The sequence below is a fragment of the Tenacibaculum haliotis genome (genome assembly GCF_025215075.1).
GTDB classification, from domain to species: domain Bacteria; phylum Bacteroidota; class Bacteroidia; order Flavobacteriales; family Flavobacteriaceae; genus Polaribacter; species Polaribacter haliotis_B.
Window position 1 is genome coordinate 130,360 of sequence record NZ_JAOBTH010000029.1, and the last position, 15,517, is coordinate 145,876.

Below are 15,517 nucleotides of genomic sequence, written 5' to 3' on the forward strand. Positions count from 1 at the left end.
ATGTTTAGGTTTTTTATTTCGCTTATATTAGATTTCTTTTTAATTTAAAAAAAAATGAAATCAATAAAAAAAGTTGTAAAAATTTTATCTTTAATAATTACGCTGACTTTACTGTTTAGCTGTGAAGACGATTGCACAAAAACGGTTAACTTACCAAAGTACGATCATAACCAAATGGGGTTTATTGATAATTATGAGGAAGTTCCGTGTGATTTTGAAGAACCAGTAGTTGACCCTGTAAATGATCCTATTTAATATTATCAAAGCATAAAAAAACCGAGTTTAAAACTCGGTTTTTTATTATGAATCTATTCTACCAACAGCACAACTAACAAATGACTTTGCTTTGTGTATTATGGTATTTTTGTCGCCTACTTCTGGATAGCCTAACTTAGCTAATTTTTCTTTTACAACGGCTAAATCTCCATTTTCTGAGTTAATGGTAACAATAGATTTTTCTACATCGATTTCAATATTTGAAATTGCATCTATAGCTAACAACCCTTTTTTAATGGTAGCAGCACAACCTCCACATTTTAAATTTTCAATATATATTTCTTGTTTCATTTTACTCCTTTTTTTGTTTCCATTCGTTATAACCTCCTAAAACATTATAGGTTTCAAAACCTTTTTTTAATAGTAATTCTGATGCAATTTTAGATCGACCTCCAGATCGACAATAAATATATACCGGTTTTGTTTTATCTAACTTCTCTAAAGCAATATTTTCAAAGTTATTAGCTGTTACATTTATCTCAATGGCTTTTTTAATAACGCCTTCTGCCCATTCGCTAGGAGTACGAACGTCTAGTAATTGAATATTTTCATTCGTTTTTAGTACAAGTTGCAAATCATCGACAGAAATATCTTTTACCCCATTTACTTTTGATGTACAAGACAATAGTACTGTAAAAATCATCCCTATAAAAAGAATCTTTGTCTTCATGCTAGTTTATTTTAATGTTGACGGACAAACGGTTACTGTTCTGGCAATATTCGTTGCTTTTATCGCTGCATAACCACCTGCTACATCAATTACATTGTGGTACCCTCTTGCTTTTAAAATTGAAGCTGCTATTACCGAACGATATCCGCCGGCACAATGGATATAAAAATCTTCGCTTTTAGGGAATTCTTCAATATGATCATTTAAAAAATCTAACGGAGTACTTGGTACATCAACAATGTGTTCGTTTGAGTATTCTCCTGGTTTACGAGCATCAAAAACTTTTGCATTATTGTTTATAGCTTCCTCTAAATCATCCGCAGAAACAGATCGTAAAGTATCAATTTCTTTACCTGATGCTTTCCAAGTTTCGAAGCTTCCGTCTAAATAACCTAAAACGTTATCAAAACCTACACGTGATAAACGCTTAATCGTTGTTTCTTCTTCTCCAACAGGGGTTATTAATAAAATTGGTTGCGTTACATCTTTTATTAAAGCGCCTACCCACGGAGCAAACGTTCCACCTAAACCAATAAATATTGATTGCGGTATAAATCCTTTTATGAAGTCAAATTGATGACGAACATCTAAAATTATTGCATCTGTATTATTCGCTACATTCTCAAAATCAGTTACCGATAACGATATTGCACCTTTTTTTATAACCTCATCAATAGATTCGTATCCTTCCTTGTTCATTTTTACATTTAAAGGAAAATAAGCTGGTGGTGGCAATAATCCATCTGTTACTTCTTTTACAAATTCTTCTTTGGTCATATCAGCTCTCAAAGCATAATTGGTTTTCTTTTGATCACCAATTGTTCCAATAGTTTCTTTGCTTAAATTTTTTCCGCAAGCAGAACCTGCTCCATGTGCTGGATACACAATAACCTCATCTTCTAAAGTCATTATTTTAGTACGTAAACTATCGTATAAAAAACCTGCTAAATCATCTTGAGTGAGCACTCCTTTTTGGGCTAAATCTGGGCGACCTACATCTCCTAAGAATAAGGTATCTCCACTAAAAATAGCATGATTTCTTCCGTTTTCATCTTTTAACAAATAAGAAGTACTCTCCATTGTATGCCCAGGAGTATGTAACACTGTAATTGTAATATTACCTACTTTAAAAACCTCACCGTCTGTTGCTACATGAGATTTATAACTTGTTTGAGCGGTTGGTCCATACACAATTGTTGCTCCTGTTTTTTCTGCTAACGTTACATGTCCGCTCACAAAATCGGCATGAAAGTGCGTTTCAAAAATATATTTTATTTTTGCATTGGTCTTACTCGCTTTATCGATATAATTTTCGACTTCACGTAGTGGATCTATAATGGCAACTTCTCCGTTACTTTCAATATAATAAGCTCCCTGAGCCAAACAACCTGTATAAATTTGTTCTATTATCATTACTCTTAGTATCTCTATCTTTAAATATTAAAATAACAGTTTATATGCTGTATATAAAATGATATTTATCATTTTGATTATTAATTAATCGTACGCCTGATGTATATATTGTGCGTATTTTTTTTGATTTTGATTATCGCCTGTTTTAAAAAAATTAACTGCGCCATTGGCACGCATAAAAAAGTGATTTAAACTTACCTCTTCTAATACACCTCCTCTAAAAAAAGCATCTCTTACAGGGCCTTTTACTCCTGCAAAATAAAATGCTATGTTTCTTTTGTTGTAATATCTAATACGTTCCTTTAGCATTTCTATACCAGTACTATCAACACGGTTGATACTTTCTGCATCTAGTACAATTAGCTTCAATGATTTTCCTTTTTCTGCCGTCATTTCATCTAACTTCTCACGAAAGTAATTTGAATTTGCATAAAATAATTGCGCATCAAAACGAAAAACTAATATTTCCTTATCTGTAATTACTTCTTTAAATCTGTTTTTATTTCGATAAAAATCAGAGCTAGGTACTTTTCCTAATTCGACTACATAAGGCCTAGATGTTCTAAAAATCAATACAATTAAAGACAAACCAACACCGATTAATATTCCGGGTTCAATTCCGAAGAATATAGTCGATAAAAACGTTGCAATTAACAACCAGAAATCTAAATTATTTGCTGTCCATAATCTTTTAGCTTCTTTTACATTTATTAAATTAAATACCGCTACTATAATTATTGCTGCTAAAACTGTTTTAGGTAAATGATAAAATACTGGTGTTAAAAACAGCAATGTTAGTACCACCATAATTACAGCTACAATTGCTGAAACACCTGTTTTACCACCTGCTTCTTCATTAATCGCTGAGCGAGAAAAACTAGAAGTTGATGGGTATGATTGAAATAAAGAACCTACAATATTACTTAAACCTAAGGCTACTAATTCTTGATTAGGTCTTATTCTGTATTCATCTTGTTTTGCTTCTAATGTTTTTCCTATGGATATAATTTCCAAATATCCTACCATTACCAATGTTGCTGCTATTGGTGTCAACTCTCTAATTAAAGCAATATCAATAACTGGAATCGTGAATTTTGGTAAACCCGACGGAATTTCTTTTACAATTGCGACATCTGTTAAATAGCTTCCAAAAAAACGAAGCGTCACTATTCCTAAAACCACAACAATTAAAGCATTTGGTATTTTCTTGTTGATTTTTCTACAAATCATAATTACAACACATGCTGTAATTCCGATAATAGTTGCATTTGTATTGAAATGTCCTATTCTATTAATAATATCTTCTATAAGAATATGTACTTGATCACTTTGTAAAAAATCTACTCCAAGTAAATTTCGAAACTGATTTAATCCAATAATAAGTGCTACAGCAGATGTAAACCCTATAATTACAGGTCTTGATAAAAAATTTACAATAAATCCTAAACGAAACAACCCCATTAAAAGCTGAATACTCCCTACCATTAATGCTAATAAAATAGCAATAGCAATATAACTTTCAGATCCTATTAATGCCAATGTCGAAACTCCTGTTGCTACAATTAAAGAATCCATTGCCACAGGACCAATTGCTACTTGACGAGATGATCCAAAAACTGCATACATTAATTGGGGTACCAAAGCCGCATACAAACCATAAATAGGTGGTAATCCTGCAATTAATGCATACGCAATTCCTTGTGGAATTAAAACCGTTGCTACAGTTATACCCGCTACAACATCACCTCTAAACTGTGATTTCTTGTAGTTTGGTAACCATTCTAATATAGGTATGAGTTTTTTTAGTAATTTCATTTTTAAAAAAGACCTCCTTGAGTTGATTCCTTTATTCTTCCTAAGTGTTTATATGCCAAGTCGGTTACTTCTCTACCTCTTGGAGTACGCATTATAAAGCCTTGTTGAATTAAAAACGGTTCATATACTTCTTCAATCGTTTCAGTATTTTCACTAACTGCAGTTGCAATGGTACTAATTCCTACTGGGCCTCCTTTAAATTTATCAATAATAGTTACTAAAATTTTATTATCCATTTCATCTAAACCATGCGCATCAACATTCAATGCTTTTAATGCATAAACAGCTATTTCAATTGTAATACTTCCATTCCCTTTTATCTGAGCGAAATCTCGTACTCTTCTCAATAATGCATTAGCAATACGAGGTGTTCCTCTACTTCTACCTGCAATTTCTATTGCTGCTTCCATAGAAATTGGTACTCCTAAAATATGTGAACTACGTTGAATAATAGTAGTCAGTAATTCTGTTGAATAATAATGCAAACGACTACTGATTCCGAAACGAGCTCGCATGGGTGCTGTTAACAACCCCGATCGTGTTGTGGCTCCTACTAAAGTAAAAGGTTCTAAATTTATTTGAACTGTACGTGCATTGGGTCCTGACTCAATCATAATATCGATTTTATAGTCTTCCATTGCTGAATATAAATACTCTTCTACAATGGGACTTAGTCGATGAATCTCATCAATAAACAACACATCTCGTTCATCAAGATTTGTTAATAACCCTGCTAAATCTCCGGGCTTATCTAAAACTGGTCCTGAGGTTACTTTAATTCCAACTCCTAACTCATTTGCTAGAATATGGGCCAAGGTAGTTTTTCCTAACCCTGGAGGGCCATGAAACAACGTATGATCTAATGCTTCATCACGTTGATTAGCGGCTTCTACAAATATTTTTAAGTTATCAATTGCTTGATCTTGTCCTGAAAAATCATCAAAAGAAAGCGGACGTAGTTTTTTTTCTACATCTAAATCTTCGTTTGATAAATTGGTGTTTTCAGGGTTTAAATTTTCGTTCATATGGGCACAAATATACTTGAAATAGACTGTTTGGTTTGTAATAATTGTTACGTAACAATGTTAGCAATGCTAAGATACATATAACTAGATAAAGTTATAAAGTAAAAAACCTGAAACAATATTTATTGTTTCAGGTTTAATTTACTTAAGGTTAAAACCTTACACTTATTTTCTATCCTGTAGTGCGAATACTTGACGTAATAAAGCAGTATCTCGTAAACCAACTTTTTCACGAATTCCTTTTTCTTCAACTTCAATCATCGTAAAAACTCCTTTTAAAGCTTCACCCGTAACATAATCCGTTAAATCAGCATTCACTTTCTTTACAAATGGAATTTTATTATATTTATTAATTAAGTTTGCCCAAATTTTATCTGCTCCTACTTTACTAAAAGATTTTTTTATTACGGGGTTAAACTGACTGTACAATGCCGTATTTGTTTTTCCTTTTAAATAAGATGTTGCTGCGTTTTTATCTCCTAATAGAATATTCTTTGCATCATTAAAACTTATTTCTTTTACCGCGTTTACAAAAATTGGTGTTGCTGTTTTTACAGCGTCTTCTGCAGTTCTATTAATAGCCTTTAAGCCTTCATCAGCTAAACTACTTAACCCTATTTTTCGCAAACCTTTATCTACTGCTTGTAATTCTTTTGGCAAAATAATTTTCACTAACTCATTTCGGTAAAATCCATCTTTTGCTGTTAATTTAGATACCTGATGTTGAATCCCTTTATCTAATGCTTGGCGTAAACCATTTCCGATTTGTTCTTGTGACAAAACACCTCCTGTTGGCAATTGATTTACTACTTTTTGTAATTCTGCACATCCTGTAAGTAAAACTACAAATGCTACTGCTATAACTTTTTTCATCTTTGTTTGTTTATCTATTTTATTAGAAACAATTATTTTATAATTGTCACATTATTTAAAGCTATCTGTTTTTTTATCATAACCAAACGGACAGTGTTTACAACCACTTTTACAGCAATACCCTCTTTTTAAATGAAATTTTTCGGTAAATACTTTATAACCATCTTCATTTAAATAGTAATCCTCTTCAGTTAACTCTATTCGTTTATTATACATTTTAACAAAAGTATTCATTTTAAACACAAAAAAAGCATCAAATAAGTACTTATTTGATGCTTTTTATTTTATGAAATTACACTATTTTTTATGTTTCTCAGGCGGATATTTAGCCATTATCTCATTCACAAACTCTTTAACACGAGCTTCTTTTCTTTCAACATCACTCATTCTTAACGCTCCTGTACCTATACCTTGCCAAACTAATTCTTTCTTTTTTGCATCTAACAAATCTATAAACAAGGTTCCTTCTGTATGCTGAGAAACACTCATTCGATTCATACCGTAATAATATGGATAATAAAATCCGCCGTACATATTATCGCTTATGTTGATTTTTTCACGCGACTTTGTAAACAGACTTACTAAAATATCTGGTGTCGCAGATTTTGTCATTCCTTTAGCCATCAATTCTAATTCAACAGCACGCATAATTCGTTTTTTATCTAAATCTGAAATAGCTGCTTTATCAATTCCTTTTTTATAAAAAGCAAAGGTTTTATATTGATTAAAATCTACTTTCGTATCATAATCTGTTGTTACCTTAACAGCACTACATGAAGTAATAATTAAAGCGATAATTGGCAAAAAAAGTAATTTTGATATCTTCATTTTCTTAGGATTTATAAATTATCTAACAATGCATCATCAACTAAATTAGGTACTGTAACCTGCAAATCTTTTTCGGCTTTCATTGCTCGTTTTATCGCAAATACTGCTTCCTCATTTCTAGCCCAACTTCTTCTTGCTATTCCGTTATTAACATCCCATAAAAGCATTGATTTTAAGCGTCTTGACGCACTCTTAGAACCATCAAGAAGCATGCCAAATCCACCATTAATAACTTCACCCCAGCCAACACCACCTCCATTGTGGATAGAAACCCATGTAGCACCTCTAAAGCTATCGCCAATTACGTTTTGTATGGCCATATCGGCCGTATAACGAGAACCATCATAAATGTTAGAAGTTTCTCTGTAAGGTGAATCGGTACCTGAAACATCATGATGATCACGCCCCAACACTACATTACCTATTTCACCTTTCTTAATTGCCTTGTTAAAAGCTTCGGCAATTTTTGTACGTCCTTCAGCATCCGCATATAAAATACGTGCTTGTGAACCCACCACTAATTTATTTTCTTGTGCTCCTTTAATCCACTGAATATTATCCGTCATTTGTTGTTGGATTTCAATAGGCGAATTCTTTTTTATTTTTTCTAGAACTTTACAAGCAATCGCATCTGTTTTTGCCAAATCTTCTGGATTCCCGCTTGCACACACCCAACGGAATGGTCCAAAACCATAATCAAAACACATTGGCCCCATAATATCTTGCACATAACTCGGATATTTAAACTCACGGCCTAAAGTCGGATTCGGGTTCATAACATCGGCTCCTGCTCTACTAGCTTCTAATAAAAAAGCATTTCCATAATCGAAAAAATAGGTTCCTTTTTCGGTGTGTTTATTGATTGCTTTTGCGTGTCTTCTTAATGTTTTCTGAACTTCTTCTTTAAATTTCTTCGGATGCTCAGCCATCATCACATTAGCGTCTTCAAAAGAAATATCAACTGGATAATATCCACCTGCCCAAGGATTGTGTAATGATGTTTGATCTGACCCTAAATCGATATGAATATTGGCTTCATCAAATTTTTCCCAAACGGCAACTATGTTCCCTAAATAAGCGATAGAAACTGTTTCTTCATTTTCTTTTGCCGATTTTACTCGTGCTACTAATTCATCTAAATCGGTAATTTTTTCATCAATCCAACCTTGTTCTAACCGTACTTGTGTAATCTTCGGATTCACCTCAGCACACACCGTAATACAACCTGCAATATTACCTGCTTTTGGTTGCGCTCCGCTCATTCCTCCTAAACCAGCAGTAACAAACAAACCTCCTTTTGGCATTTTTTTAATTTTTCTGAATCCGTTTAAAACAGTAATTGTTGTTCCGTGAACAATTCCCTGGGGGCCGATATACATATAACTTCCTGCCGTCATTTGCCCATATTGCGAAACTCCCAACGCATTCATTTTTTCCCAATCGTCAGGCTGTGAATAGTTCGGAATTACCATTCCGTTCGTTACCACAACTCTTGGCGCGTTTTTGTTTGATGGAAATAATCCCATTGGATGCCCCGAATACATGGTTAAAGTTTGCTTATCTGTCATTTTAGACAAATACTGCATGGTTAATAAATACTGTGCCCAGTTTTGAAAAACCGCTCCGTTTCCTCCATAAGTTATCAATTCATGCGGATGTTGTGCCACGGCATAATCTAAATTATTCTGAATCATTAACATGATTGCTTTTGCCTGTGTACTTTTACCCGGATATTCTTTAATGTCTCTAGCTTTCATCTTATAGGTAGGACGAAAACGATACATATATATACGTCCGTATTTTTCTAATTCTTCTGAAAATTCAGGTAATAAAACTTCGTGATGTTTTTTATCAAAATATCGCAAAGCATTTTTTAATGCTAACTTTTTTTCTTCAGCAGTTAAAATATCTTTACGTTTCGGAGCTCTGTTTATTGACGAATCATAAACTGGCATTTCTGGTAATTCATTCGGAATACCTTGTTTGATTTGTTTTTTAAATGACATCATAATTTATTTTTTTATTGTCCGTAATTTATAATAACTCCTTTTACGTCAACCTGAACTCGTTTCAGGTTCACATCATAACATACTCTTTATTATAAAGGTGTGATTCTGAAATAAATTCAGAATGACGCTCCTATATTTGGTTATGAATTAAAACGAATATTATTTTTTAACGAACTGTAAATTCTCTATTCTTAACCATATTTACCAATGTTTTAATATCATCTTTTAACACACGATCTTCTTCTAATTTGTCAACTTTGTTTCTGATGATTTTAAAATTTTCTTCAATGATATCAGAAAATGTATTTGGTCTTCTAAACTCCATTGCTTGTGCTGCGTACATAAATTCTATAGCCAAAATCTTATCGATATTTCCTAAAATTTGATTGAATTTTCGCCCAGAAATACTTCCCATAGAAACATGATCTTCTTGCCCTAATGAAGTTGGAACACTATCTGCCGAAGGCGGAAAACACAACGATTTATTTTCAGTTACCAAAGCTGCGGTAGTGTATTGCGGAATCATAAACCCCGAATTTAAGCCTCCTGCCTCGGTTAATAATCTTGGTAAGCCGTATTTACCTTCCAGTAACAAATAACAACGTCTGTCGGAAATATTTCCTAATTCTGATGCTGCTATAGATGCGTAATCTAAAGCCATTGCTAAAGGTTGTCCGTGAAAATTACCACCCGAAATTGCTTCAGTTTCACTCAATACAATTGGGTTATCGGTAACAGCATTCATTTCTATTTCTGCCAGCTCATTTAAATGCTCAAAAGCATTTCTTGATGCTCCGTGAACTTGTGGCATACAGCGAATTGAATACGGATCTTGCACACGATCGCATTCCAAATGATTTTCTACATTTTGAGAACCTTGTAATAACATTCGTATACGTTCGGCTACTTTTATATTGCCTTTAAACGGGCGAATTGCATGTAATTCTTTTCTAAAAGGAGAAGCACTTCCTTGAAAACCTTCTAAAGTCATTGCGCCAGCAACATCAGCAACATCTAAAATATATTCCATTTTTTGAAGTCCTAAAATAGCATGCGCTAAAATAAATTGCGTTCCGTTAATTAATCCTAAACCTTCTTTAGCCATTAAAGTTAACGGTGCTAAATTGTGCTTTTTTAATATTTCTTTTGAACTGACAATCTCATTTTCAATCCAAAATTCCCCCTCACCTAACAACGGTAAAAACAAATGTGAAAGTGGCGCTAAATCTCCCGATGCCCCTACTGATCCTTGCTCAGGAACAATTGGTAACAAATCGTTTTCAATAAAATAGATGATGCGTTCTATTAATTTTAATCGCACGCCCGAAAAACCTTGACAAAGCGCATGCACTTTACAAATCATCATGATTTTAGATAATTTTTTATCAATCGGATTTCCAACACCAACTGCATGTGTAATCAATAAATTTTCTTGCAACTTACTGGTTTCTTCAGGTGTAATTTGCACATCACATAAAGGGCCAAAACCCGTGTTGATTCCGTAAACAGCAGCTTTTGAATTTGCCATTACCTCCACCTTTCTTCTACATTCAATTATACTGTTTTCAGCTTCTTTTGTAATGGTTGCTTTTAAAGCTCCTTCAGCAATTGCAATTACCTTATTTACAGTTAATTTATCTATTCCGTACTTAAACATCCTGTTCTATTTTATTTTTATCAAAGTTATTTTTATTTTTGATAACCAATAAGACTTAAATAATCATCAATTAATAACCATGAGTAATCAAATAGAATTAAGACATCTCCGTTATTTTTTAGCAGTTGCTGAAGATTTGCATTTTCGAAAAGCTGCTGAAAGACTCTTTATTTCTCAACCAGGTTTAAGCAGACAGATAAAACAAATGGAAGAAGATTTAGATATTCAGTTATTTGTTCGTCATAACCGAAAGGTAGCATTAACGGAGGCTGGAATATATCTTAAAACCGAACTTACTCAGAGTTTAAAAAACCTCAACCATGCTTTTGAAAATGCTAAACTTTTACAAGACGGAAAAGACGGGCATCTAAACTTTGGTTATGTAGGTTCTGCAATGCAAAATATTATTCCTAATTTATTAGTTGAGTTTAAAAAAGAATATCCAAATGTTCAGTTCGGGTTAAAGGAAATGGACAATAAAAAACAGATAGACAGTTTACTTTCTAATGATATTGATTTAGGTTTTGTAAGGCTAGATCGTGTACCAAGAGGGCTTGCTATAAAACCTATTTTAAAAGAATCTTTTTGTTTAGTTTTACCTAAAAATCACCCTGTAAATGAAAATAATTTTAAAGGATTGCATCAATTAAAAAATGAATCTTTTATTCTTTTCGATCCTTCTTACAGTCCTTCTTATTTTGAAAAGGTAATGCAAATTTTCGATGATAGTAATTTTACACCCCTTGTTACCCACAATACAATTCATGCTGCATCTATTTACAAACTAGTAGAGAATAATTTTGGGTTATCAATTGTACCTAAATCATTACAACACGGATATGACATGAAGGTAAAATTCATTGAACTTAAAAACATACCACAACGCACCACTTTATCTGTAGTTTGGGATAAAAACAATAAAAATTCGATTTTAAAATCACTTCTAAACAAACTCCACTAACAGCTGTTAAAAAACAGTTTAAAATAATTAATTCTCATGGATTACACTACTATAATTAACTTTCATAATTGCTAATAACTTTTATAGTTTATGAGCATAAATATGATTAATATTGTTGCTATTAAATCTAAAAAAAATATAATGAAAAAAAATTTATTTACTATTTTAACTATTTTTACGATAGTTACTACAAATGCTCAGAAAAAAAGAGATATTAAAGACATTAATTACAGCCGAAGCTCTTTACACACAATGCTTATTGAGTCTGATGACTTCCCTAGAAAAGATGTTGTCCTTAAATCATATAATGAAGCTCCCTTTCCAGAAAAGTACAACAACCATACTATTGATGCTAAATCATTTAAAATAGATTTATCTAAAAATGACGAAGAAGCAACAGTGCTTATAACCAACCATTTAAATGACAACAAAGTTGCTAATCAGTTAGTTGCTAAATGGTTTAACAAGCAACCAAATGGTGCTTTTAACATGGATCTTATAGGTAAAAGAGGTTCATATAATGCATCTGAAATGCAAGCTAATATAGCAAAAGGATCTGTAAGAGGAGTTTCTTCTTTAGCAGATGCAGGAGAACAATTAATAAATAACACTTTTATAATTGTAAATAAATTGAATTTTGTTAGTAATGAAATTGCTGCTGCAATACTTAAAAAACAAGGTGTTAAAAAAGCTAATAAAATTAGAATGTCGTTTGCTAGAAAAGCTGCTTTAAAAGGAGTAGAAAAATCATATAATAAGGCTAAAGAAGGTTATTCTGTTTGGACAACTGCATACTTGTATAAATTAGTTTGGAATGAAGAAATTGCTGCAACATTTTATAATGATTTATGGGTAGACAATTCTGGAATTAATAAAGCGAAAGTAGACGCATTTAAAAATAGTGATTTGTTTAAAATGGAATTTGTTGGAAAACAAAAAACAACTAGTCTTGTTTTATTTTCATTAAAAGAAGAAAGAACAGAAGAACAAATTATAAAATTAGCTACTGTAAGAAATTTAGATGCTGTTTACGCTAAACTTCAAAGAGAGTATGATGTATTTAAAACAAAAACACCTCTTTATAGTGGAGAGCCTATTACTGCAAAAATAGGTATGAAAGAGGGATTAGTAGGAGGAGAATCTTTCGAAGTTTTAGAACAAGTTTTAGATGAAAAAACTGGACTGACCAAATATGTTAGAAAAGGAAAAATAAAAGTTTCTAAAGACCAAATTTGGGACAATCGTTTTAATGCTGGTGAAGATGCTAATGATAAAAAATCAAACCTTACATCAACTACATTTAAGGGAGGTAAAGATTATTACTCAGGAATGTTAATTAGACAATTAAAATAATTTAATACTCTTAATCATGAAAAAACACATTAAAAGTATAACAATACTACTCGTAGCAATATTTGCATTCTCTTTAAATACAAATGCTCAAAGACGTAAAAACAAAAAAACCAAAGACACTCACGAATGGCGTTACGAGTTAGACTGTATGAGTACAGGAAAACAAGGAACTTATCTTGTAAAAGTTTGGTCGTATTCTAAAAAGCCAAGACTCGCTATCGAAAAAGCAAAAAGAAATGCTGTACATGGTGTTATATTTAAAGGATTTACTGCAGGTAAACAAGGTTGTAAATCTCAAAAACCATTAGCCAGAAATTCTAATTTAGAAAGTGAAAAGAAAAGTTTTTTTACAAATTTTTTTAAAGACGGAGGTAAATACATGAAATTTGTTACCGCTTCTAACGATGGTGCAATTGCTGCTGGAGATAGATTAAAAGTTAGCAAAAAAATGTACAAAATAGGTATTGTTGTCTCTGTAAATAAAGATGAACTTAGAAAAGAATTAGAAAACGCTGGTATAATCAAAAGCTTAGATGCTGGTTTTTAAAAAAAAATAACATGAAGAAAATATTTATAACATTATTATTTACTGTACTTACAAGTATCGTGTTTTCACAAGCAAAGAAACCAACTTTAATGGTCGTGCCTAGTGATGTACTTTGTAATCAAAATGGATGGATGAAAACCTATCGAAATCAAGGTAATATCGTAAAAGTACCTGATTATAAAAGAGCCTTTCAAGAAAGCACATATCTTTTACTAACAATTAGTAAAATAAACCAGATGATGGCTGAAAGAGGGTTTCCTTTAAAAAATATGGAATCTGCTATTAAAACATTAGAATCTAACGCTGCTGAAAATGCAATGCGTAGCTCTAAAGAAACAGGTGCAAGTGTAAATGAAAATCCAATTGATCAATTAAAAGCAATTGCTAAAGCAGATATTATTTTACAATTAACATTAACGTTAAATAAAACAGGTCCAAAAAAATCTATTACTTTTAACTTACAAGGATTAGATTCTTATACTGATAAACAAGTAGCATCTGCTTCCGGAACAGGAGCTCAATCTTTTTCTGCAGAAATACCTGTTTTATTAGAAGAAGCAGTTTTATCTCATATGGATAATTTTTCATCTTCTTTACAAACACATTTTGATGATATGTTTGAAAATGGTAGAGAAATTATTGTAAGAATACAAAAGTGGGATGATTGGGATGATGATTTAGAAACTGAATACGGAGGTGAAGAATTAGGTACAATTATTGAAGATTGGCTTGCAGACAACACTGTTAAAGGGAGGTTTAGCACTACTGATATGACAGAAGATATGGCCTTATTTGAACAAGTAAGAATTCCTCTTTTTAACGAGAAAGGAAGGGCTATTGACGCTCGTAGGTTTGTTAAAAAATTAAGTAAAGTCCTAAAAAAGACTCATCAAATACCAAATAAACTGGTTATGAAAGGTTTAGGTAGAGCTACCATTATTTTAGGAGGAAAATAAAAAGACATGAAAAAATATATAATATTTAGTTTATTCTTAGTTAGTTTCTTCGAAGTTTCTGCACAGCAAAATAATAACGAAGGAATTGTTCTATCTAGTTTTATTCCTAATCAAACTGAAAGAATACCTACTTCTGCAAAGCGAATTTTGGCAAACAAATTGACCAAAATAATTACTAAAAACGGCATAAGTAATAGTGGTTATAATGCTAGATTTGTGATGGTACCTTTAATTAATGTATCTAATAAAGATATTATAGGTTCTGCTCCTGTAAAAATTGCTTTAAATTTAGATCTTACTCTTTATATTGGTGATGGAAAAGATGGTACTTTATTTGCCAGTGAATCTTTTCAATTAAAAGGAGTTGGCTCTAATGAAACCAAAGCATATATTAGCGCTATAAAAAGGTTAAAAGCTAAAAACCCAGCAGTTCAAGAGTTTATTAGTAACGGAAAAGCTAAAATAATTGATTATTACAATGCCAATTGTAGTAAGATAATTAGTAAAGCTGGTTCATTAGAAGCTCAAGGAAAATTAAAAGAAGCTTTAGCTCTTTATACAAGCGTTCCTGTAGCAAGTACTTGTTTTTCTAAAATAGAAAACAAAATTAAAAAAGCCTATCAAAAAATCATTGATAAAGACTGTAAAGAAAAGTTAGCGAGAGCTAAAAGTATTTGGATTGCGAATCAAGATATAGATGCTGCTAATGATGCCGCAGCTATATTAAGTGAAGTAGAACCTAAAGCCTCTTCTTATAATCAAGTTAAAACGTTATATGCTAAAATTGCAAAACGTGTTAAAGATTTAAAAGATAGAGACTGGAACTATAAATTAAAAGTTTTAGATCTGAAAAAAACGTATATTAAAGCAGCAAGAGATGTTGGAGTTGCATACGGTAAAAACCAACCAAAAAATGTAAGCTATAATGTTCGTGGCTGGCGTTAACATCAATTTTTAAAATTATTTTAAACGGTGCTTTGTTTTAAAAACAAAGCACCGTTTTATTATAAATCGTTTTATAGAACATTTAGCATAGAACTATTATTTTTTTCACCGTACTAAAAACTTCTACTTAAAAACCAACTAACAAGAAACAGTTTGTTTAAAAATCTACGAAAGAAAATATCTCCTAAA

General features: G+C 31.9%; 16 protein-coding genes. 6 read left to right on the forward strand and 10 right to left on the reverse strand.

The annotated features are described in order from the left end of the window. Positions 1–54 precede the first annotated feature (54 nt). On the forward strand, positions 55–255 hold the full coding sequence (locus tag N2251_RS12335) for a hypothetical protein (protein ID WP_260587035.1): 201 nt from the start codon (positions 55–57) through the stop codon (positions 253–255). A gap of 45 nt (positions 256–300) precedes the next feature. Here the strand turns inward: N2251_RS12335 and N2251_RS12340 are convergent, their stop codons facing one another. From N2251_RS12340 to hutH, 10 genes are all read right to left on the reverse strand, one after another. Beyond that, the gene (locus N2251_RS12340) at positions 301–567 is read right to left on the reverse strand and encodes a heavy-metal-associated domain-containing protein (protein ID WP_260587036.1); all 267 of its coding nucleotides are present in this window, start codon (positions 565–567) and stop codon (positions 301–303) included. 1 nt (position 568) lies between these two features. Beyond that, positions 569–946 carry a rhodanese-like domain-containing protein gene (locus N2251_RS12345; protein ID WP_260587037.1) on the reverse strand — a complete coding sequence of 126 codons (378 nt, stop codon included), beginning with the start codon at positions 944–946 and terminating at the stop codon, positions 569–571. A 6-nt stretch (positions 947–952) separates the two neighbouring features. Then, the gene (locus N2251_RS12350) at positions 953–2,359 is read right to left on the reverse strand and encodes an MBL fold metallo-hydrolase (protein WP_260587038.1); all 1,407 of its coding nucleotides are present in this window, start codon (positions 2,357–2,359) and stop codon (positions 953–955) included. Between the two features lie 84 nt (positions 2,360–2,443). Further along, positions 2,444–4,174 (reverse strand): SulP family inorganic anion transporter, encoded by a 1,731-nt coding sequence (locus N2251_RS12355; RefSeq protein WP_260587039.1) that lies wholly within the window; start codon positions 4,172–4,174, stop codon positions 2,444–2,446. Positions 4,175–4,176: 2 nt separating this feature from the next. Continuing rightward, positions 4,177–5,199, reverse strand: a complete 1,023-nt coding sequence (gene ruvB, locus N2251_RS12360; protein ID WP_260587040.1) for a Holliday junction branch migration DNA helicase RuvB — start codon at positions 5,197–5,199, stop codon at positions 4,177–4,179. 165 nt (positions 5,200–5,364) lie between these two features. Continuing rightward, the gene (locus N2251_RS12365) at positions 5,365–6,072 is read right to left on the reverse strand and encodes a DUF4197 domain-containing protein (RefSeq protein ID WP_260587041.1); all 708 of its coding nucleotides are present in this window, start codon (positions 6,070–6,072) and stop codon (positions 5,365–5,367) included. 51 nt (positions 6,073–6,123) lie between these two features. Further along, positions 6,124–6,288 carry a C1orf53 family protein gene (locus N2251_RS12370; protein ID WP_260587357.1) on the reverse strand — a complete coding sequence of 55 codons (165 nt, stop codon included), beginning with the start codon at positions 6,286–6,288 and terminating at the stop codon, positions 6,124–6,126. Between the two features lie 81 nt (positions 6,289–6,369). After that, positions 6,370–6,900 carry a DUF4136 domain-containing protein gene (locus N2251_RS12375; RefSeq protein ID WP_260587042.1) on the reverse strand — a complete coding sequence of 177 codons (531 nt, stop codon included), beginning with the start codon at positions 6,898–6,900 and terminating at the stop codon, positions 6,370–6,372. Positions 6,901–6,911: 11 nt separating this feature from the next. Then, a complete protein-coding gene (gene hutU, locus N2251_RS12380; RefSeq protein WP_260587358.1) occupies positions 6,912–8,906 on the reverse strand; it encodes a urocanate hydratase in 1,995 nt (664 codons plus the stop codon). Positions 8,907–9,075: 169 nt separating this feature from the next. Then, positions 9,076–10,566 (reverse strand): histidine ammonia-lyase, encoded by a 1,491-nt coding sequence (gene hutH, locus N2251_RS12385; protein WP_260587043.1) that lies wholly within the window; start codon positions 10,564–10,566, stop codon positions 9,076–9,078. A 79-nt stretch (positions 10,567–10,645) separates the two neighbouring features. Here hutH and N2251_RS12390 point away from each other — a divergent pair, with 79 nt between their 5' ends. The 5 genes from N2251_RS12390 to N2251_RS12410 all read left to right on the forward strand — a co-directional run bounded on the left by N2251_RS12390 (position 10,646) and on the right by N2251_RS12410 (position 15,328). Beyond that, positions 10,646–11,527 carry a LysR family transcriptional regulator gene (locus N2251_RS12390; RefSeq protein ID WP_260587044.1) on the forward strand — a complete coding sequence of 294 codons (882 nt, stop codon included), beginning with the start codon at positions 10,646–10,648 and terminating at the stop codon, positions 11,525–11,527. A 141-nt stretch (positions 11,528–11,668) separates the two neighbouring features. After that, positions 11,669–12,880: a hypothetical protein gene (locus tag N2251_RS12395; protein WP_260587045.1), complete on the forward strand. Its 1,212-nt coding sequence runs from the start codon at positions 11,669–11,671 to the stop codon at positions 12,878–12,880. Positions 12,881–12,896: 16 nt separating this feature from the next. Further along, positions 12,897–13,427: a hypothetical protein gene (locus N2251_RS12400; RefSeq protein ID WP_260587046.1), complete on the forward strand. Its 531-nt coding sequence runs from the start codon at positions 12,897–12,899 to the stop codon at positions 13,425–13,427. A gap of 11 nt (positions 13,428–13,438) precedes the next feature. Next, the gene (locus tag N2251_RS12405) at positions 13,439–14,383 is read left to right on the forward strand and encodes a DUF6175 family protein (RefSeq protein WP_260587047.1); all 945 of its coding nucleotides are present in this window, start codon (positions 13,439–13,441) and stop codon (positions 14,381–14,383) included. Positions 14,384–14,389: 6 nt separating this feature from the next. After that, a complete protein-coding gene (locus tag N2251_RS12410; RefSeq protein WP_260587048.1) occupies positions 14,390–15,328 on the forward strand; it encodes a hypothetical protein in 939 nt (312 codons plus the stop codon). Positions 15,329–15,517 lie beyond the last annotated feature (189 nt).

What these genes read in the sequence shown, in the direction of transcription:
- N2251_RS12335 (WP_260587035.1), top strand. Translation starts at nt 55, where the DNA reads ATGAAATCAATAAAAAAAGTTGTAAAAATTTTATCTTTAATAATTACG.
- N2251_RS12340 (WP_260587036.1), bottom strand. Translation starts at nt 567, where the DNA reads ATGAAACAAGAAATATATATTGAAAATTTAAAATGTGGAGGTTGTGCT.
- N2251_RS12345 (WP_260587037.1), bottom strand. Translation starts at nt 946, where the DNA reads ATGAAGACAAAGATTCTTTTTATAGGGATGATTTTTACAGTACTATTG.
- N2251_RS12350 (WP_260587038.1), bottom strand. Translation starts at nt 2,359, where the DNA reads ATGATAATAGAACAAATTTATACAGGTTGTTTGGCTCAGGGAGCTTAT.
- N2251_RS12355 (WP_260587039.1), bottom strand. Translation starts at nt 4,174, where the DNA reads ATGAAATTACTAAAAAAACTCATACCTATATTAGAATGGTTACCAAAC.
- ruvB (WP_260587040.1), bottom strand. Translation starts at nt 5,199, where the DNA reads ATGAACGAAAATTTAAACCCTGAAAACACCAATTTATCAAACGAAGAT.
- N2251_RS12365 (WP_260587041.1), bottom strand. Translation starts at nt 6,072, where the DNA reads ATGAAAAAAGTTATAGCAGTAGCATTTGTAGTTTTACTTACAGGATGT.
- N2251_RS12370 (WP_260587357.1), bottom strand. Translation starts at nt 6,288, where the DNA reads ATGTATAATAAACGAATAGAGTTAACTGAAGAGGATTACTATTTAAAT.
- N2251_RS12375 (WP_260587042.1), bottom strand. Translation starts at nt 6,900, where the DNA reads ATGAAGATATCAAAATTACTTTTTTTGCCAATTATCGCTTTAATTATT.
- hutU (WP_260587358.1), bottom strand. Translation starts at nt 8,906, where the DNA reads ATGTCATTTAAAAAACAAATCAAACAAGGTATTCCGAATGAATTACCA.
- hutH (WP_260587043.1), bottom strand. Translation starts at nt 10,566, where the DNA reads ATGTTTAAGTACGGAATAGATAAATTAACTGTAAATAAGGTAATTGCA.
- N2251_RS12390 (WP_260587044.1), top strand. Translation starts at nt 10,646, where the DNA reads ATGAGTAATCAAATAGAATTAAGACATCTCCGTTATTTTTTAGCAGTT.
- N2251_RS12395 (WP_260587045.1), top strand. Translation starts at nt 11,669, where the DNA reads ATGAAAAAAAATTTATTTACTATTTTAACTATTTTTACGATAGTTACT.
- N2251_RS12400 (WP_260587046.1), top strand. Translation starts at nt 12,897, where the DNA reads ATGAAAAAACACATTAAAAGTATAACAATACTACTCGTAGCAATATTT.
- N2251_RS12405 (WP_260587047.1), top strand. Translation starts at nt 13,439, where the DNA reads ATGAAGAAAATATTTATAACATTATTATTTACTGTACTTACAAGTATC.
- N2251_RS12410 (WP_260587048.1), top strand. Translation starts at nt 14,390, where the DNA reads ATGAAAAAATATATAATATTTAGTTTATTCTTAGTTAGTTTCTTCGAA.